At 46.1% G+C, this 18,030-nt stretch carries 13 protein-coding genes, 2 tRNA genes and 8 pseudogenes; 10 read left to right on the top strand and 13 right to left on the bottom strand.

Annotation, left to right across the window (positions count from 1 at the left end; genetic code table 11):
• Positions 1–128: pseudogene (locus tag RIM23_RS20055) on the bottom strand (photosystem II q(b) protein); the annotation flags it as partial.
• Between the two features lie 160 nt (positions 129–288).
• On the opposite strand from RIM23_RS20055, the gene RIM23_RS20050 reads away from it, so the two are divergent.
• Positions 289–573 (top strand): hypothetical protein, encoded by a 285-nt coding sequence (locus tag RIM23_RS20050; RefSeq protein ID WP_446368869.1) that lies wholly within the window; start codon positions 289–291, stop codon positions 571–573.
• 129 nt (positions 574–702) lie between these two features.
• On the opposite strand, the pseudogene RIM23_RS20045 reads toward RIM23_RS20050, so the two are convergent.
• Positions 703–873, bottom strand: a pseudogene (locus tag RIM23_RS20045) (transposase); the annotation flags it as partial.
• A gap of 25 nt (positions 874–898) precedes the next feature.
• Between RIM23_RS20045 and RIM23_RS20040 the strand changes: the two are divergent.
• Both RIM23_RS20040 and RIM23_RS20035 read left to right on the top strand, forming a co-directional pair.
• A pseudogene (locus RIM23_RS20040) lies at positions 899–2,274 on the top strand (RNA-guided endonuclease InsQ/TnpB family protein).
• A 21-nt stretch (positions 2,275–2,295) separates the two neighbouring features.
• Positions 2,296–2,616, top strand: a pseudogene (locus RIM23_RS20035) (hypothetical protein); the annotation flags it as partial.
• Between the two features lie 151 nt (positions 2,617–2,767).
• On the opposite strand, the gene RIM23_RS20030 reads toward RIM23_RS20035, so the two are convergent.
• The gene (locus RIM23_RS20030) at positions 2,768–3,895 is read right to left on the bottom strand and encodes a ferrochelatase (protein WP_446368868.1); all 1,128 of its coding nucleotides are present in this window, start codon (positions 3,893–3,895) and stop codon (positions 2,768–2,770) included.
• Positions 3,896–4,063: 168 nt separating this feature from the next.
• Between RIM23_RS20030 and RIM23_RS20025 the strand changes: the two genes are divergently transcribed.
• Positions 4,064–4,219 (top strand): hypothetical protein, encoded by a 156-nt coding sequence (locus tag RIM23_RS20025; protein WP_446368867.1) that lies wholly within the window; start codon positions 4,064–4,066, stop codon positions 4,217–4,219.
• A 29-nt stretch (positions 4,220–4,248) separates the two neighbouring features.
• Here the strand turns inward: RIM23_RS20025 and RIM23_RS20020 are convergent.
• Positions 4,249–4,335 (bottom strand) — tRNA-Ser (locus RIM23_RS20020).
• Positions 4,336–4,411: 76 nt separating this feature from the next.
• Here RIM23_RS20020 and RIM23_RS20015 point away from each other — a divergent pair.
• Both RIM23_RS20015 and RIM23_RS20010 read left to right on the top strand, forming a co-directional pair.
• Positions 4,412–4,780 (top strand): 2Fe-2S iron-sulfur cluster-binding protein, encoded by a 369-nt coding sequence (locus RIM23_RS20015; RefSeq protein WP_446336472.1) that lies wholly within the window; start codon positions 4,412–4,414, stop codon positions 4,778–4,780.
• 172 nt (positions 4,781–4,952) lie between these two features.
• Positions 4,953–5,483 (top strand): thermonuclease family protein, encoded by a 531-nt coding sequence (locus RIM23_RS20010; protein ID WP_446368870.1) that lies wholly within the window; start codon positions 4,953–4,955, stop codon positions 5,481–5,483.
• 26 nt (positions 5,484–5,509) lie between these two features.
• Here the strand turns inward: RIM23_RS20010 and RIM23_RS20005 are convergent, their stop codons facing one another.
• The 7 genes and pseudogenes from RIM23_RS20005 to psbZ all read right to left on the bottom strand — a co-directional run bounded on the left by RIM23_RS20005 (position 5,510) and on the right by psbZ (position 9,288).
• Complete coding sequence (locus tag RIM23_RS20005) at positions 5,510–6,772, bottom strand: glutamate-5-semialdehyde dehydrogenase (RefSeq protein WP_446368866.1); 1,263 nt, start codon at positions 6,770–6,772, stop codon at positions 5,510–5,512.
• 9 nt (positions 6,773–6,781) lie between these two features.
• Positions 6,782–7,192: a hypothetical protein gene (locus RIM23_RS20000; protein ID WP_446336469.1), complete on the bottom strand. Its 411-nt coding sequence runs from the start codon at positions 7,190–7,192 to the stop codon at positions 6,782–6,784.
• Between the two features lie 264 nt (positions 7,193–7,456).
• Positions 7,457–7,582: pseudogene (locus tag RIM23_RS19995) on the bottom strand (zinc ribbon domain-containing protein); the annotation flags it as partial.
• Positions 7,583–7,594: 12 nt separating this feature from the next.
• Positions 7,595–7,990, bottom strand: a pseudogene (locus RIM23_RS19990) (helix-turn-helix domain-containing protein); the annotation flags it as partial.
• 223 nt (positions 7,991–8,213) lie between these two features.
• A tRNA-Gly gene (locus RIM23_RS19985) sits at positions 8,214–8,285 on the bottom strand.
• A gap of 120 nt (positions 8,286–8,405) precedes the next feature.
• Positions 8,406–9,008 (bottom strand): 6,7-dimethyl-8-ribityllumazine synthase, encoded by a 603-nt coding sequence (gene ribH, locus RIM23_RS19980; protein WP_446336468.1) that lies wholly within the window; start codon positions 9,006–9,008, stop codon positions 8,406–8,408.
• An 88-nt stretch (positions 9,009–9,096) separates the two neighbouring features.
• The gene (psbZ, locus tag RIM23_RS19975) at positions 9,097–9,288 is read right to left on the bottom strand and encodes a photosystem II reaction center protein PsbZ (protein WP_006102213.1); all 192 of its coding nucleotides are present in this window, start codon (positions 9,286–9,288) and stop codon (positions 9,097–9,099) included.
• A gap of 152 nt (positions 9,289–9,440) precedes the next feature.
• Here psbZ and RIM23_RS19970 point away from each other — a divergent pair, with 152 nt between their 5' ends.
• Positions 9,441–12,248: a CBS domain-containing protein gene (locus tag RIM23_RS19970; protein ID WP_446368865.1), complete on the top strand. Its 2,808-nt coding sequence runs from the start codon at positions 9,441–9,443 to the stop codon at positions 12,246–12,248.
• 46 nt (positions 12,249–12,294) lie between these two features.
• Here the strand turns inward: RIM23_RS19970 and RIM23_RS19965 are convergent, their stop codons facing one another.
• Positions 12,295–12,582, bottom strand: a complete 288-nt coding sequence (locus RIM23_RS19965) for a hypothetical protein (RefSeq protein ID WP_446368864.1) — start codon at positions 12,580–12,582, stop codon at positions 12,295–12,297.
• 375 nt (positions 12,583–12,957) lie between these two features.
• On the opposite strand from RIM23_RS19965, the gene RIM23_RS19960 reads away from it, so the two are divergent.
• The 3 genes and pseudogenes from RIM23_RS19960 to RIM23_RS19950 all read left to right on the top strand — a co-directional run.
• A complete protein-coding gene (locus RIM23_RS19960; RefSeq protein WP_446368863.1) occupies positions 12,958–16,095 on the top strand; it encodes an aminotransferase class I/II-fold pyridoxal phosphate-dependent enzyme in 3,138 nt (1,045 codons plus the stop codon).
• Positions 16,096–16,417: 322 nt separating this feature from the next.
• Positions 16,418–17,563 (top strand): serine/threonine protein kinase, encoded by a 1,146-nt coding sequence (locus RIM23_RS19955; RefSeq protein WP_446368862.1) that lies wholly within the window; start codon positions 16,418–16,420, stop codon positions 17,561–17,563.
• Between the two features lie 139 nt (positions 17,564–17,702).
• Positions 17,703–17,918: pseudogene (locus RIM23_RS19950) on the top strand (RNA-guided endonuclease TnpB family protein); the annotation flags it as partial.
• On the opposite strand, the pseudogene RIM23_RS19945 reads toward RIM23_RS19950, so the two are convergent.
• Positions 17,907–18,030, bottom strand: a pseudogene (locus RIM23_RS19945) (RNA-guided endonuclease TnpB family protein); the annotation flags it as partial. The pseudogenes RIM23_RS19950 and RIM23_RS19945 overlap by 12 nt on opposite strands.

Here is an 18,030-nt window from a genome sequence, read left to right as displayed (position 1 = left end):
GTTAAGAGAGTAGGGATCATCAGTACACCAAACCAGCCGATATACAGGCGGTTTTCGGTGGAGGTGACCCACTCGCAGAACCGATCCCACAAGGATGCGGATTCGCGACGTTGTAATGTGGTTGTCATGGTTCGGATGATTGCTATCGACTTGTTAAGTCAAATGAATGATTATGTCTACTACTTTACAGAGAACGTTAAGGTTTGTAAAGGAAATGAGGATTAGCGTTCCTGACTGCATCGATAAGTTTTAGTTATAAGGTGGGCGATCGCACAGAAGCTACTTGGCTTGATTGGGTATCGCCTCCCCCGGTTGAGGAGGGAGGGAGCCAGGGATAATAGGCAGTATGTTTATGGTGCTGCGGCTCCAGATTTTCGGAAGAATTGCCAGGGCAAGCTCCAATTAGATGACAGCGGTCAAGCCATCCCCATACCTGATGGACGCGATGAGGTGTTCACGGCATGGTTAAGCCGCGATCGCGATCGGGCTGATTCAGAATCGGTGTCCACGGCTCATAATAATAGTATTTATATTACCGTTCAAGCGATGGGTGAAGGCTCCCACGCTCTTTAGCTGGGAGATGAAACCGAGCGAACCGTCTAGGTAGCGAATTTATTCGCCAGTCAACGTATCGCGGGAGTCCCCACCCTCAGCGTTAGCAGGGTGGGGAGGGATAGCGGATTGCCGGAGGAACGAAGGCAATCAATCTTGAGGTGCTTCTTGGGATTTAATGTAAGCTTTGACTCTCTCAATGGGAGCGCCACCAGTAGAGGCAACATAATAAGAGCCTGACCAAAATGCTGACTTGGTATAAGTTTTTGATAGTTCCACAGCAAAGTCTTTTCGGATGATGCTCCCCCTGAATGTGCTAGATTAATGCTAACAGGAGGAAGCGGTAATGCCAACAAGACGTGTAACTTTTCGGCTATACCCCAATAGAAAGCAAGAGCAGACATTGCGGTATCACCGTAAGTTGCACAAGGATTTGTACAACGCTGCTGTTTGTAATCGGTTCACCCAATACCAAAGGTTTAATCACAAAATTGACTATTTTGAGCAGCAAAACTCTTTGCCTGCTTTCAAAGAAGTTTGGGTGGAATACAAAGAATGTAACTGCATGACCCTGCCAGCTACTTTAAAACGTGTCGATTACGCATTTAATCGGTGGTTTAAAGGGTTAGCTAAACGTCCTAAATACAAGGCAATTAAGCATTATTCTGGCTGGACATATCCGAGTAAAACGGGCTGGAAAGTACACACAACGGGTGATAACGGTTATCTGGAATTAGCCAAAATTGGTTCTATCCAGATGCGCGGCAAAGCCCGGATTTGGGGAACTCCGACAACTTGTACTATTGTTTATCGCAATGGCAAATGGTACGCCAGTATAACCGTTAACCTAACCGAATTACAGGCAGCGACAAGGCAGACGGATTTTGGCTCAGTTGGTATTGACTTTGGCTGCAAGTCGGCATTGGCAATAACCGATGGGGAAAATCATTCTTTCATTGAAGCCCCTAAGTTTTTGCGAAAAGCTGAGGCAAAGATTAAACATCTTTCTAAGGGGAAGCGTCGGAAAAGACCTCCTAACAGAAGGAAAAACAGAAGGGTTCTAGACGGTGGAAAAAGACCCAAGCTAAAATTAGCAAAGTAACTCGTAAGGTAGCTAATCAACGCCAAAATTGGGTACACCAAGTAGCAACAGACATTGTTCGCTGTAATAGCTTCGTTGCTACAGAAAAACTAGAAGTCTCTAAAATGACCCGCCAAGCTAAAAAAGGTAAGCGCAAAAAGCAAAAAGCCGGACTAAACAAATCCATTTTAGATGTGGGCATGGGAATGCTAAGGTCAGCGATTGAATACAAAGTGAGAGATGTGGGTGGGGTTTTTATCGAGGTTCCTACCCGCAAAGTGAAGCCGTCTCAGACCTGTCCTAACTGTGGAAATCAGCAGAAAAAGACCTTAGACGAAAGAGTCCATCATTGCCATAAATGTGGATTTACAATGGATCGCGATTTAGCCGCCGCTTTGGTAATGCTTTTGTGGGCACTAGGAAAGCTACCGGGGTTTGGAACGAGGATGGTAGACGCTGATGTCTCTAGCTCTACTTCAGAAACCCGTGAGCGCAAGCAAACGGGAAACATGAAGCAACTAGGGCAGATGAAGCGTCGAAAACGCAAACTTACTGGTCTGGTTGTAGAAACAAGGGACCTCAACGAAGTAGGTCTGGGTAGTTCATTAAATTGTTTCAAACCCGATTTACCTGACAATTAAACGATTAATAATCACAATTATATGACTTCTGTCAATACTAATTTATACCTAATTTTAGAAAACCTAGGTTTCTTTATCGTTGCCACTGGGTTTACGGCAATTGTCGGCTGGGCGTGGCGGAAGGCTAAACCGTTCACTATTCCTGAACCCTTGCCCGGATGGTTCAAAATTTGGTTTGGCACAGTTCAAGTTATCGGCGTCTTGGTTCCCCTAGTCGTTATGCTTCTCTGGGGTGTCTGGTGGAACTATTCTACGGTGTTAACTGTACTTGCCTCCTATTTTTTGATGCTAGGATTACAAGTTTTATCGGAGATAATCACATTAAAACAGTTTCAAAAGGTTAAATAATTAGATCCCCAACTTCTTGAAGAAGTCAGGGATATTAAGTTGAATGGTACTGACTGATATGCTGGTGGGCAGTGCCCACCCTACGATATATTAAGGGTTTCGGTAAGCCAAAAATGCACACTTTTCAGTGCCATTCATCTTACGTTTAGTGATCGTGGTGATGATGATGATGATGACTCGATGCCAATTCCGGATTAACCGCGATCGCACTTTCGCTTAAAAGCGCTTCAATCTGAGGATTTGCCCAATCTGCCACCATGGCTAAAAAGTCAGGATGATCATTGACACAGGGCATCTGTACATAAGTCACATTAGGGCTACGATGCTCTAAAGCGTGGATGATATGATGAACATCCAGCAAGGTTTCATGATTTTCTGTGGCAAAGCCAATCGGCATAAATACGATCGCTTTTGCCCCTAAATCAATCAGATTCTTCGCCGCTAACTCAGCATTGGGCTGTGTCCACTTAATCAGAGGGGTTTGGTGATTGAGCCAACCTACGGAAATGAGGGGATACTTATAAATCAGCTTCTCCCGTACCCGTTCATAAAGCGCCTCACTTTCCATGATGCCCGAGGTAAACCCCTTTGCCTCGTGGGGACAGCCGTGGTTCATCAGGACAATGCCAATTTGAGAGGGTAAGTAGGCGCAGGCTAAATCAGCCGCGATTTTTTCCTCTACCATTTGCGCCATCAAGTTAATGTAGGCGGGTTCGTTGTAAAACGAGGGGATATAACGTTGTCCTTTGATCCAATGTTCGTCGCCCTCGGTCAAATGGACTAAGGCATTATTCACCTGTTCGACAGCAATCCCACTGGTGAAGATAGAATCAACGACGAGTAGAGGATAGATCAGGAGTTTATCAAAGCCTTGGGCTTTAATCTGCTCTAGCACCTGTTCCGGTAAAAATGGAGCGCAGAAGTTAAACGCCTTAAAGACTTGTACGCGCTCGCCCCATTTTTCTTGCAGGCGTTTTTCAATCCCCGCCCGTTGATCCTCAAAAATCTGGTTGTGGGGGGAGATGAAGTTGTTGTGTTGATGTCCCCACTCATGGAAATCAAAAATGGCTAACAGTTTGGCTAAGGGGGGATACACCCAGGTGGGTACAGGCGCAAACTTAGCGGTTAGTAAGTTTAAGGCTTGCTCATTATAGTTGGCAAAGTCTTCGTAACTTTCGACTTCCCCGTAACCCATGAGTAAGACAGCAACGCGATCGTCGCCTTCTGGGTTAGATGTGGGTATTGATTGGACTTTTTCAGGAGTGGCAACCACAAGACTATCCTATCAATGATGGAACATTCACTGGGGTCTGTTCCGAGGGTGGAATCAATACTCCCCAGTTAACCTTAGGGTAGCATCCCCTGTAGGGGGATGATTCACCTGTCTCGCTACAATTAATTCATCTGAAGCAATACGCTAATCAGGGGTAGCAAAAAACTAATGCATGAGCAAGAGCCGAAAAATTGGCATCAAAAGACCTGGGTGAGAATCCTGATACTTGTCTTTGCTGTGCTGATCGCGGGGGGGCTTTACCTGATTTCTATCCGCATCGCCACTCAAAGACCTCGAACTGTTCCGGCTACACCAGACACCTAAGGCTTAGAATGATTGAACCATCTTGTCAACGGAGAGGGAGGGATTCGAACCCTCGTTAGAGTTTCCCCTAAACAGCATTTCCAGTGCTGCGCCTTAAACCGCTCGGCCACCTCTCCAGGAAGTTTATTATGATTTGTGCGAGACTTAACAGTATCAAACTTAGCACACAATCTGTAATTATACACGAAAGGAATGACTCGATTCTATAAAATTACCATTCACCATCGCCAAACCAACACCCAACAGACCCTAGAAGTTCCCAGCGATCGCTACATTCTACAAGCCGCAGAAGACCAAGGGGTAGAACTTCCGTTTTCTTGTCGCAATGGCGCTTGCACCACCTGTGCGGTACGTGTTCTCTCCGGTGAAATCTATCAACCGGAGGCGATGGGACTGTCTCCATCGCTGCGCCAAAAAGGTTACGCGCTTTTATGTGTGGGTTATCCCCGTTCCGACTTAGAAGTCGAAACCCAAGACGAGGATGAAGTCTACGAACTCCAGTTTGGGCGCTATTTTGGTAAAGGCAAGATTCGGTTTGGATTGCCCTTAGATGAGGACTAGAACAAACAACACTCACCAGTATCCGCACTCCCCCCTGATAGATCCCCCTTCCGTCCCCCTTAAAAAGGGGGAAACCAGCGGATGCTTTGCTTCGATTTCTCCGGGGGGCTGGGGGGGATGGAAACGTCCAACAGCTAACGTTAACAGCAATACAGCTTATCCCAACCGCCTCATCGCCCTCCTGATTGGCTGTGGTTTCCTCTTACTGGGGGGATGTCAATCTAAAAAAGTTCCTCCTGGTATCCCTGTACAAGTCCAACAGGTTGTCAGTGGACAAACCATTGAGGTATTAGATACCACCCAACAACCCGCCTTAATTGTACGAGTGCGGTTAATTGGTATAGAAGCACCAGATTTGAGACAACAGCCTTGGGGAACGGCGGCTAAAACTCGTATTGAGCAACTTATCGGTGAAACGAGGGGTCAGCAATTGATACTGCAACCTGTTTTCTTAGAACCCGATGTGCAAACCAAAGATAGTTTTGGTCGCTGGTTAGCCTACGTTTGGCATGATGGAGTCATGATCAATGAACAACTGGTTAAAGAAGGATATGTCCTCGCGACGCCGCGATCGCCGAATAATAAATATGATGAACGTCTGATCCGCGCTCAGGAATACGCCAGGATTATGGGATATGGTATCTGGAACCCGGAACAACCCCTACGCTTGACCCCGGCTGAATTTCGGCGACGCAATCCTTAGGGGTTTTGGTCACAAATGACTAACAACTAAAACTCTCCATTCCCCTGAACCACCTGTTTCAGGGTGGTTAACGTCTCCAGAGTAATCATCCCGCGACGATAGCCTTTCTGATTAGACATCCCCAGAAACACCGAGTCCCCACGTTTGGGGTTGCGGGAAAATTGGGGTGAGGAATTGAGATAAACCGAAGCACTATCAACTTTCAGGGAAAATTGACGACTTTCCAGGTAAGAGTCGGTAACTAAGCAGTCAGCGTGGCGACTACTGTATTGATTAATCCACGCGATCGCATCTTCGGTGTTATCTACTAATTTAAAGGCTACAACCTTATCCAGATAAGGTTGACTCCATTCCGATTCGGATGCTAAAGTTAGCTGTTCCGGGAATTTTGCCGCCAACTCAGCATCCGCTTTGAGTTTAAAGCCCTTTTCGCTCAAACTCTTACATAGATTCATTACAGAGGATGGCTTTTGATTGCGATGGATTAAGACTTTCTCAATCGCATTTACCGGATCAGGTATACTGGCGTGGCTGTCTAAAATAATCGACCGTACCACATCCCAACTTCCAGATGATGACCAATACAGATAGCAGTTCCCCATCGCTGACCTTAAAACCGGTGCAGTTGATTGTTGCAAGACTTGCTGCACTAGCGTTGGGCGTCCGTAGGGAATCACCAAGTTTAAATAGTCATCCCGTGTGACTAAATCTCGAATAGAAGCCCCCTGTTCCGAGGGAAATAATTCCAAACAGCCTGAGGGTAAACCCGCGTCGTCCAAGGCATTTTGTAATGCTTGGGCAATGACTTGATTCGATTGACTAGCTTCACTACTTCCTTTTAATATCAGACTATTCCCCGTTTTAATACAAAAACCCGCCGCGATCGCACCTAACTCAGGGAATGCTTCATAAATTAAAGCAATCACGCCCAACGGCATCATTTGGCAATAGGTTTGGGAATGGTCAAGTTGATAAGATGCATTCATCACCCGACGGATGGGATCAGATAATTCCCCAATCCGCTGCAAAATCCCAATCGCAATTTGTAGTCGTTCTGGGGTCAGCTTCAGCCAGTCTAATACCAAGTCAGGAACAGCCATTTCTCGACTGGCTTCCAAGTCCATGGTATTGGCATCCAAAATATCATCAAAAGCGCTTTGCAGGGCTTTTACCATGGCGTGAACACCACCGGAGCGATCAACTCCTTTTGTGGTTGCCAACGCCACAGATGCCCGGTAAGCCCGGATCATTACACTGTTGACCTGAGGTGTAGGGTCAGAGGCTTCCATATCCATCATTTACGAACGCCGATAAGCTAACCAAACCATTAGGGCTGGCAGCACTGCTAAAATAACTGCTAGTAATGCCCATATAATGATAGAAGGACCTGTGGGAGAACGCAGGGCTAGGGGTAACCAGACAATCAGCAAAACCAGCACGATTAAGAGGGCTACAGGTAGGTAGCTTTCCCCAAGATTCCCCTGGGTACTCACCCAGCGATGACCTGTCCAACGCCAGGTTTTTTTGTAGGGATAAGTCGTCGATAATTGCTCGATTGTATACCCACTTTCTTCAACGACAAAAATTTGTTGGCAGCGATTACAGCCAAAGGCTTCCGTCAGGATAATCGGTACTAACCCTCCCCGCCGCCGACAAGGGCAGGGATATTCCTGACTTAAATCAATCTTTTGAGCTTTCTGAGGTGGCACAAGCGCTATTCAAAACCAAGATTATGTTGATGATTGAGTGTTCCTGATTACACTAATAAAGTTGCATAGTGAATCACTATAGCTTAAACTTATCCCCATAAATTCCCGACAGAGATTTTCTTGGAGACGCCCATGCTCTAATATTAGCGCTTTCCGTTACGTAAAACTTACACAAATCTACCAGTAGCTGGTAAAATCTGCCGTTTACTTCCTGCTTCATTCTGGTGGTGTCGGCACCTTCCCAGTCCACAGGCTCTCCCCCACCTAACTGGCGGCTTGCTCCAAATTGAACGATGCGTTTAAGTCGCGATCGCACTCAAACCCACAATTGTCACACCGGAACACTCGCTCAGATAGAGGCATTGAGTCTTTCTCGGTGTGGCATTGAGAACAAGTCTTAGTCGGAAGTCGTACCCTGTTGTGTTCGACTTTAATTGACCCATCCAGAGTAAAGCTGTCGTGCTTCCCTTTGCGCTTAAACCGAGGTGGCTTGCTGGTTTTCTTGAATGCCCGTTTCCAGGCAACAGATAATTCTCTCAGGGCATACTGAGGGGCGCATTTGCTTACCTCGTAGTACCACGGGCAAATCGGCTTAACCAGCGCTACCAACCACTTGTGCAGGTCAATCCCAGTGGGAAACTTGATTTTGTCGGAGGGGTTATCCCGATTGTGATCGAGTATTTGTTGGGTTAAACCAAGACCCCAATTCCAGGCATGGCGGGCAACGCCAGCATGTTTAGCCAATAGCGTCCGTTGCAAGTTGTTCAGTTTCAGCTCTGTTTTGAAACCTAATAACATTGATCCGACCACGAATATGTGATACTTTTATCATACAATTATAAGGATGTCTTTAAGGAGCAAATAAGTTCAAAACATTTTTCCGGAAATATCTAGAAATTACCTGTAAATCAAGCTCTAATCATCAACCCTTAACCAATTTTTGACTTGGCATCGACAAACTACATACAACACACTATATACAAACAAAAAGCGGAGCCTTTGCAGCTTCGCTTTGTCCTTAAGCGGGTAACGCGATTCGAACGCGCGACATTCACCTTGGCAAGGTGACGCTCTACCACTGAGCTATACCCGCAATTATTTTGCTTTTTACAGTTTCTCAGAATAATCCAGATTTGTCAAGTTATTTGTTATATGCCATTGTTTCCCTACTCCGAGACATGCCATGGCATATATCTGCATGATTCTGGCTGGCTTATGAATTCCCTGACTCATTGTATTCTGAAGCTGACTCGGAAGGAAGAGAGCGCCCTGATGAAACAGGCAAGGACGGAGGCGTTACTGCCGGATCATAAGCATTATAAGGCGTTGATCCATTTTGCCCCTTAAACTGTTGCATTAAACTCGCCATTTCTAAGGCATTCATGGCATATTCCCAACCCTTATTACTCTTAATTCCTGCCCTTTCTAAGGCTTGCTGCATCGTATCAGCCGTTAGAATACCAAAGACTACGGGTATGCCAGTTTGAAAGCTAGCGGCGGCAATACCCTTGGAAACTTCAGCCGCCACATAATCAAAATGGGGGGTTTGACCGCGAATAACTGCGCCCAAGCAAATTACCGCATCATAGCGATGGCTAAGGGCGGCTTGACGAGCCATGAGAGGGACTTCAAAACTACCCGGCACCCAAATATAATCAACTTGGGAGCCATGAGGATTGGGATCAACACCGTGGCGTTTCAGGCAATCTTGACACCCGGCTAATAGCTTCTCTGTCACTAGGTCATTAAATCGACCGATAATAATAGCCAAGCGCAGGGAGCTGGCTGATGTAAAATTTCCCTCAAAAACTGCCATGGCTATCTTTGCCCTCTCGCGTCATGAGCATCTGAATCGGTTGGTGAATAAGCCCCGCCTGAATTATTGAATTCAGACGGGGAGAAGGTCAGGCTACCACAAAATAGTTCAGGATGCCAACCACAATGACCAGAGCCAGCCAAAGCCCTGAACCTAGCCAAATCAAATTTTTTGATTGCTCCCAGTTTTGGGGGGTAGCGTAGGCGACGGGGACGCCCACAACCATGACGAATGACAAAATAACCAAAGCTGCCAGTGATATTTGAAATAAGATAGACATTTCCTGTTGTGCCTTTTGACGTTAAACCCTTCTGATTAGTAAGCTACCAAAAATTGACCCGCTTTTTTGAAAAAACTGAAAATCAACAAAAAGGTAGATGGCACAAGGAGACAAATGACGAATGACGAATGACGAATGACAAATGACCAATCATGGACTTAATCTTGTGTCACACGATTAGCGACTTTGACGCCCTCGGAGCAGCAGTCGGGCTGACGCGCCTGAAACCCGGAGCGAAACTCGTCTTAACGGGGGGCGCTCACCCGGCGGTTCGGGATTTTTTGGCGCTGCATCGGGATGAGTATGCTTTAATTGAACGGCGTTCGGTTAAAGTAGACCAAATTCACTCCCTTATCGTAGTGGATACCCAAAAGCGCGATCGCTTGGGTAAAGCTGCTCAATGGTTAGACTTACCCCATCTTACTGCCATTGAACTTTACGACCATCACGGTAACATTCCTAGTGATATTCCTGTCACATTCCGACAGGTTGAACCCGTCGGTGCCACCACAACGCTCATCGTCGAGCAATTACAACAAACCCCAATCCAATTAACCACAGCCGAAGCCACAGTGATGGCACTTGGTATCCATGTAGATACAGGTTCCTTAACCTTTGACCAAACCACCCCACGGGATGCCATGGCTCTGGCTTGGTTAATGACACAAGGAGCAAATATACGTCAGATTGCCGACTATGTTGATCCAGGACTTTCGCCCCAGTTGCAACAACTGCTCACTACAGCCCTAGACCAATTACAATCCCAAAATCACCAAGGTTATAACCTTTCCTGGGTGTTCCTGAAAACCCCAGACTATGTACCAGGACTATCCAGTTTAGCCTCCCGATTAGTTGACCTGACTGAAAGTGACGCCCTACTGCTGGCGGCGGAGTATGGGGGAGCAGGGGGAGCAGGGGGAGCAGGGGGAGCAGGGGGAGCAGGGGGAGCAGGGGGAGCAGGGGGAGCAGGGAGGCATTCTGAATCCAACACTCAACAATCAAAATTATCCCGTCTAACGATTATCGGGCGATCGCGAATTCCTGGCACTAATTTGAATGCGCTCTTGCAACCTCTGGGTGGAGGTGGGCATTCTCAAGCCGCCGCCGTAACCCTACGCCATGAAAATCCCCCAGAAGTTTTGCCCCAACTTGTTGATCAATTCAAGGAGCAAATTCCTCAACCCCTAAGCGCCCTAGAATTAATGTCATCCCCGGTGCGAACCATTCGCCCCGATACCACCGTTGACAAAGCACAGCGGATTTTGCTGCGTTATGGGCATTCTGGGCTTTCGGTTGTCGATGAACAGGATCAGTTAATCGGGATTATTTCGCGACGAGATATTGATCTGGCACTGCATCATGATTTAGGTCATGCTCCAGTTAAAGGGTACATGACCCGAAACCTAAAAACGATTACCCCCCAAACCTTACTGCCAGAAATTGAGTCGCTGATGGTAACCTACGATATTGGACGCTTACCTGTTTTAGAGGATGGGCAGTTAGTCGGTATTGTGACTCGTACCGATGTCCTGCGACATATTCGCCAAGATCAAGAGCGCTGGGGAGAGACTTGCCCAATCCCCATGACCTATCCCTCATCCCGCCTCCTGAATGTGCGAGAACGCCTTGCTCCTGCCCTTTGGCAGTTGCTCACTCAAGCCGCCCAGGAAGCCCAGGAACGGGGTTGGCATCTCTATTTGGTGGGGGGAGCAGTTCGGGATATTTTGCTGGCGGATGAGAACCAACCGCTGCTTCTAAAAGATGTGGATTTGGTGGTTGATGGCTTTCATCGGGCGGCTGATGTGGGCGCGGGAGTAAGCTTAGCCAAAGCCTTGCGAGAACGGTATCCGAATGCTCGCTTAGAAGTTCATGGGGCGTTTCAAACGGCAGCGCTGCTGTGGCATAATGACCCGGTGCTGGATTCCCTGGGGATTGATATTGCCACGGCGCGGACTGAGTTTTATCCCTATCCAGCGGCGAATCCAGAAGTGGAAGCCAGTTCTATTCGCCAGGATCTCTATCGGCGAGATTTTACCATTAACGCCATGGCAGCCCGACTGACCGGAAGGCGGGGTGAGGCGTTGCCCCTACTGGATTTTTTTGGCGGGATGTTGGATTTGCGATCGCGTCTGATTCGAGTCTTGCACGCCAATAGTTTTATTGAAGATCCGACTCGCATTTATCGAGCGGTGCGGTTTGCGGTGCGCTTAGGCTTTGAACTGGAATCCCAAACCCAAGACTATATCCAGTATGCGCTAGAGAGTGGCGTTTATGAGCGATCGCTTGGTGCGAATACCCGAGCGCCTGCCCTAGAAACCCGCTTGAAAGCCGAATTAAAGTACATCCTAGAAGCCCCTTATTGGCAACGAGCATTACAACTCATCGGGTCACTTGAAGCATTGCGCTGTCTTCATCCCAGCCTCAAGCTTGACCCGTCGTTATGGTGGCGTGTCCGTCTGATTGACCGTTGGTTGCGACGCTTTGACCCTGAGCAAACCCTAAAACATTGGCAGATGCGTCTTGAGGTGTTAATTGCTCATCTAGAACCTCAGGAGCGAGGCAAGGTGGCAGAAAATTTACAGCTGCCTATTGATAGTATTGAGCGACTTCAGCATCTAGGACAAGCCCAAACCGAAGTGGTGGAGTCTATACCCCAATGTCAGCGTCCCAGTGAAGTGGTTTGGCTGCTACGTCAGTACAAATTACCCACCTTGGTTTTAATTGCCGTACACAGTTCGCGGGCAATTCGGCGCAAGTTGTGGTACTATTTCACAAACTTGGCAACCGTGCAAGCGCCTCTGAATGGGAATGATCTCAAAGGTTTGGGTTATAAGCCAGGACCTGACTATAGAGAAATGCTGGATGCGTTGTTAGCCGCTACCTTGGACGGCGTGATTCAAAATGAGGCAGATGCCAAAATGTTTTTAACCAAACATTATCCACGGACTCGTCAAACTTGATGACCAATGTATTTTACCAAGTCGCAAACTGCATAAGTTCGACTGATCACGACTTCAGGATTGAGTTATTGAGCCATCCAGGTAAAGATTGTGAGGCAAGGGGAAGTTCTATGACTGGCAAACCCTTGTCCTCTAGACCCACAATAAACTGCCTTTCGGCTAAAGCGTTTAAATCGGGATAATGCTCAAAAATACAACGATTGAGAGGGCGCTCAACCCGTGTTTCCAGTAGGGTTTTAATCCGCCGCCCCCGAATAATAAATTCTCCCCCACCTGCATCCTTACACTGAGAACTTCCAACACCAAGCGATCTAAAAGCCTCCTGCTCAAGCATCCATATCTATGGTGTCACTACACCAGCGCGAAACGCTATAATTATTGTGCTAAGTAGGTTGGTGGAAATAAACTCAACTATATTAAGTTATGTAAACAAGCCTCAAACTCTTACAAAGGACGAATGACGAATGACGAATGACGAATGACGATCACCACCGCCCGCCTTTAACTGTCCCTACCTACTTACAAGTGTTTTTGGTGTGTTTACAAAAATTTATAAATACACCAACTACTTAAATATTATAATAAATAATACGCAAATTGCATCCAGCCGACGTAATATATAATGAAATCAAATATAACTGTGTCCAAAAACTCATGTACTCGCATTCTTGATTGCTTATATATCAGCACTTATAAAAATACCTTACCAATGCGTGTTGACATCTGGAGCCAACTGAAATTGTCAACAGATCGCTTGGAATCTCTTCACGCCTGTGGCAAGGATATCTCCACATTAAAGGAAAAAATTGCAGCTGGGTTCAAAATTATCGAACCCCTCGAACTCTACTGGAAATTTCCGGGGATAAATGCATTTCGACGATTGCAGCAGCACTTTGAGCGCCAGGAATATTCCAGACTTTCCTGGGAAGTCGCTCAAATTATAGGTTTGATGTCTAGCCGTTCTGAACTGTATGCCCAAGAATACATTGATAATATTTTTGGAGGTGAACAGAAAGATGGACATAAAATTATATCCGTCGATAAATATAATAAAAACTCTAATAAACTCTATTTCACCGTCTTATTTGTCGAAGACGACATGACACCAGAAAAAGAAAAAGAATTACACCACAAAATTGCAGAAATAGCCTCGACCACAGACAAGTTTATTTATCAGATAATCGTCGTTTATAACTTGGAGAATGCCCTAACAGCTTTGATGTTAAATCACACGATTCAATGTTGTGTGATCGGCTACGACTTTCCCCTGCGCTCAAACAATCGTTTGTCACTGCTCGAAGAATACATGAGTGGGTTAGAACAAGCTGAATTAGCCGAGGAATATTACCAACCGAGAGGTCTTGCTTTAGGTGCGATTCTACATAAGTTACGTCCAGAATTGGATTTATACTTGTTGAGCGATGTATCCTTAGTTGATGTCGATGCTGAGACGCATCAGAATTTCCGCCGCGTTTTCTATAACCAGGAAGACTATCTTGAAGTACACTTAAGTATTATTCAAGGCATCGAAAAACGTTACGAAACCCCTTTCTTCGATGCTTTAATAAATTACAGCAAAGAACCCACAGGGGTATTTCATGCCATGCCCATTTCCCGGGGAAATTCCATCTTTAAGTCTGATTGGATTCAGGATATGGGAGAGTTCTACGGTCAAAATCTCTTTTTAGCAGAAACTTCAGCAACCAGTGGAGGATTAGACTCATTATTGCACCCCACTGGTACCCTGAAGAAAGCTCAAAGTTTAGCAGCAAAAAGCTTTGGTTCCAGGCAAACTTTTTTTGTAACTAACGGTACTTCAACTGCGAATAAAATTGTTTTGCAAGCAATTGTGACTCCAGGGGATATTGTCTTGGTTGACCAGAATTGCCACAAATCTCACCATTACGGCATCGTCTTAGTAGGTGCTCAACCCCTTTACCTCAATGCCTATTCTCTAAAAGAATACAATATCTACGGTGCTGTCCCTTTAAAGGAAATCAAGCAACAATTACTCAACTTCAAGCGGTCGGGGCAATTGGAGCAGGTGAAAATGGTGTTACTCACAAACTGTACCTTTGATGGTATTGTTTACAACGTTAAGCGATTCATGGAAGAAATACTGGCAATCAAGCCAGATATGGTTTTCCTCTGGGACGAAGCCTGGTTTGCCTTTGCTCGTTGCACCTCAACCTATCGAGAACGGACAGCAATGCAAGCTGCCAGTGACCTTTATACTCGCTATAACAGTCCCCAATACCGAAAGGAGTATGCAGCTTTTAAGGAACAATTTGATCGGCTTGATCCAGAGGATGATGATACCGGGCTGAACCAACATCTCTTACCCGATCCAGATCAAGTCAAGATTCGGGTGTACTCAACCCAATCAACACATAAATCTTTGTCTGGCCTGCGTCAATCATCCATGATTCACATCTGGGACGAGGATTTCAACCGTAAGTCGGAAATTGATTTTCTAGAGGCTTACATGACCCACACCAGCACGTCCCCGAATTACCAAATTTTGGCTTCTCTGGATTTAGCTCGGCGACAAATTGAGTTGGAAGGCTTCAAATTGGTTCAGTCCCAAATTGATATGGCAATGGTCGTGCGGGAGAAAGTTAACACTCATCCATTGCTAGGAAAATACTTCAAGATACTTACTCCTGAAGAGTTGATTCCTGAAACCTATCGCCCATCAGGTCTCTTGAGTTACCAAACTCAGGAAGATCCAGAAGTAACGTTCCAGCGTATCGAGCAAGCCTGGGAGGATGATGAATTTGTTCTGGACCCCACGCGGCTGACTTTGTACATTGGCAAAACAGGAATCGAGAGCAACACTTTCCAGGATTCGGTACTGATGGAACAGTTTAATATTCAGCTGAACAAGATTTCCCTCAATACCGTTTTATTAATGACTAATATTGGGACAACCTGGGGTTCCGTAACATATTTGCTTGATTGTCTGCAGAAAATTGCTGAAGGCTTAGAGCAGGAATTGCGCCAATACAATCAAGTGGAAATCAAATTATTTGAAAACAAGCTGCAACAGCTAACACTGAATTTGCCTTCTTTGCCTCAAAGCAGCGAGTTTTACTCCGGCTTCCGTTCTCACCCGGCAACGGGGCAAGGCGATATGCGGAGTGCCTACTTCATGGGTTTGGACGAAGAAAAAATAGAATATCTCAAGCTAGATAATGAAATAGATGAGATAATGACATCTGGGCGAGAAATAGTTTCATCTACATTCATTATTCCGACTCCACCGGGTTGCCCCATTTTAGTTCCTGGTCAAGTTGTAACTGGGGAGGTAGTCTTCCTAATCAAGCAGCTTGCTCCTGATACCATTCACGGTTATCGACCTGACTTTGGATTACCCGTATTTACTCAAAATGTTTTGGATAGTCTCAATAAAACTACAGGATCTGCAATGACTAAAACATCAGCCTTCACTCATTTAGCTATAGCTGTTACGAACCTTAATGCCAGTATTTCTTTCTACGCTAAGTACGGTCAGATGTCAGTGGTGCGCTTGCGCGTAGAACCAGGTACTGTTTGGATGTCCGACAATATCAGACCCTTTGCCCTAGCTCTACTGGAGGAAGAAGAGGTTAAGCCGATCTTGCCACCGACTCATATTGGTATTGCTTGTGTCAGTTGTGAACAAGTAGATCAGCTCTGCCAACTTGCTCGCAAAGAGGGTTGTTTACTTGAGGGACCTAAGGATTATGGTCCTCCAACTGGTTACGCAGCCTACCTAAGAGATCCTAATGGACACCATGTAGAAATTTCCTACGGTCAAGAGGCAGCTTATGAGTCTAGATATACTCCCTATACTGAGCTAGCTTAATTCGACTTAAGCTCAAACCGTAAGTGGAACGCTGTAAGAGTTTGTTGACAATCACCGCACTTTTAGGGCGGTGATTCTTCCTTCATAGACTCAACTTGCTGAGACAGGATTACTCCAATCAAAGTAACTGATGCTCAAACGATTTCCTCTCTCGGAGCCGTAACATCAGATGCGGGGTTAACATTGATTGCCGATTTAGACCAAAAACTGAAAATTACATCTCGCTTCGCCGCATGTTTTACTGATTACAGAATGCAATTCATTTTTGGATATACTCCATCTAGGCTATAGCATTATTTGTGCTTGTGGGGAGTGAATTTTTATGAACTTGAAGGCAGAACGGACTTTAAACCAAGGGAAATACGTTCTCAGTACCCAACTGGGTGCGGGTGTTTTCAGCCTCACCTACAAAGCAACCGATACAGAGTTAGGTCAATCGGTTGTGATCAAAACCCTAGGTGAAGCGCTGCGCCAGCATGCAAACGTTAATCAATTCAAGCAGCAATTTTTAGACATCGCCAAACGCTTGAATTACTGCCAACATCCTCATCTGGTTCGCGTCCTCGACTATTTTGAGGACACGGGATATCCTTACCTGGTTATGGAATATATCCCCGGACAGACATTGGCAGACGTTCTGCAAGGGGTTTCCTTGTCAGAGGCTGAGGCGATTAACTATATCCGTCAAATCAGCGATGCGGTAAAGGTTCTACACCAAGTCGAGTTACTACACCGAGATATCCAACCAAAAAACATTATTCGGCGTCAGGATAGCGATCGCGTTGTGTTATGTGAGGTGGGGATGCTCTATGAGTTCACCCCAGGTATCAAACAAACCTACGCCAGCTTCCTCTCTGCTGGCTATGCTTCTCCAGAACACAACACCTTGACAAACACAACAACGCGGCAAACTGACATCTATGCCTTAACCGCCACATTCTACTGCTTACTCACCGGATATCCTCCCTTACCCGCACCTGTGCGACAGAGATTATCAGCCAGGGGAAACGATTGTCTATTTTCCTCACCCTCTCAGCCAGCCCCGTCTAAATTGAGTCCCACCATTCAACAAGCATTACAGTACGGTTTAGAACTCATCCCCAACAACCGTCCCCAAACGATAGACACTTGGCTAAAGCAGCTTCCCCTTCAGGAGTCTGTTGCTGTCCTTGAACCGATAATCATTCAGCCAGTCGAAAACCAGCCAAAGTCAAAACCATGTCCTCGAATGAAGCGAAAGGTTAAAACTCAAAACTCAAAACTCAAAACTCCCAAAACGAAAGCCTCAATACCGTTACAAGCTTTGTTCATGACAGGAGCGATCGCGGCGTCAGCAGGGATTGGATTCGGCTATGCTGTACGACTCAATCAACCGGGCGAACCCGGAGCAACGATTTTGCATACCCAACAAACCTTTCCTCCCCGTAGCGATTGGCCTGTTTCCGATGAATGGGTGATTGGTGATTAGTAATTGGTGAATTGGGGAAAGGTGACGGGGAAAATCCTCTCTTGTCTCCGTTACATAAGATCTACCCAAAGCTACCCATAAATGGACATCTTTGGCACTTACTTCCTGCTTCACTCGCTTCGGTGTCGGCACTCAACCAATCTGCTTTAAACTGGACTATGAGCCAATTAACCGCCCCAAACCTCACCCAGTAGTGGGAGTTGATTTAGGACTAAAAGCGTTGGCTGTTTTGTCTACCGGGATTGTAGAAGGTGCTAAAAGCTACCGAAAGTATGAGAAAAAACTCTCTCGTATGCAGTGGCTAAGTCGTCATAAGCAGATTGGTTCGGTTAATTGGCTCATAGTCCAGTTTAAAGCTAATAAACCATCGGTCAGCCGTCCTGGATATGGTAACAGATTTGGGCTGAAAGTGGACGGGTAACCGCTCATAGGTCCTCAACCAACCGATAACCGGAACTCTAACTTTA

This window comes from Coleofasciculus sp. G3-WIS-01, assembly GCF_040223135.1.
In the GTDB taxonomy this organism is placed as follows: Bacteria; Cyanobacteriota; Cyanobacteriia; order Cyanobacteriales; family Coleofasciculaceae; genus Coleofasciculus.
The sequence above is the reverse complement of the archived record's forward strand: the minus strand, read 5'-3'. Positions and strand labels throughout refer to the sequence as shown.

Excerpts from the sequence above, each read along its gene's own strand:
- RIM23_RS19970 (WP_446368865.1), top strand. The coding sequence starts at position 9,441 with ATGGACTTAATCTTGTGTCACACGATTAGCGACTTTGACGCCCTCGGA.
- RIM23_RS20025 (WP_446368867.1), top strand. The coding sequence starts at position 4,064 with ATGCATGAGCAAGAGCCGAAAAATTGGCATCAAAAGACCTGGGTGAGA.
- RIM23_RS20005 (WP_446368866.1), bottom strand. The coding sequence starts at position 6,772 with ATGGAAGCCTCTGACCCTACACCTCAGGTCAACAGTGTAATGATCCGG.
- RIM23_RS19965 (WP_446368864.1), bottom strand. The coding sequence starts at position 12,582 with ATGCTTGAGCAGGAGGCTTTTAGATCGCTTGGTGTTGGAAGTTCTCAG.
- RIM23_RS20015 (WP_446336472.1), top strand. The coding sequence starts at position 4,412 with ATGACTCGATTCTATAAAATTACCATTCACCATCGCCAAACCAACACC.
- RIM23_RS19960 (WP_446368863.1), top strand. The coding sequence starts at position 12,958 with ATGCGTGTTGACATCTGGAGCCAACTGAAATTGTCAACAGATCGCTTG.
- RIM23_RS19955 (WP_446368862.1), top strand. The coding sequence starts at position 16,418 with ATGAACTTGAAGGCAGAACGGACTTTAAACCAAGGGAAATACGTTCTC.
- psbZ (WP_006102213.1), bottom strand. The coding sequence starts at position 9,288 with ATGTCTATCTTATTTCAAATATCACTGGCAGCTTTGGTTATTTTGTCA.
- ribH (WP_446336468.1), bottom strand. The coding sequence starts at position 9,008 with ATGGCAGTTTTTGAGGGAAATTTTACATCAGCCAGCTCCCTGCGCTTG.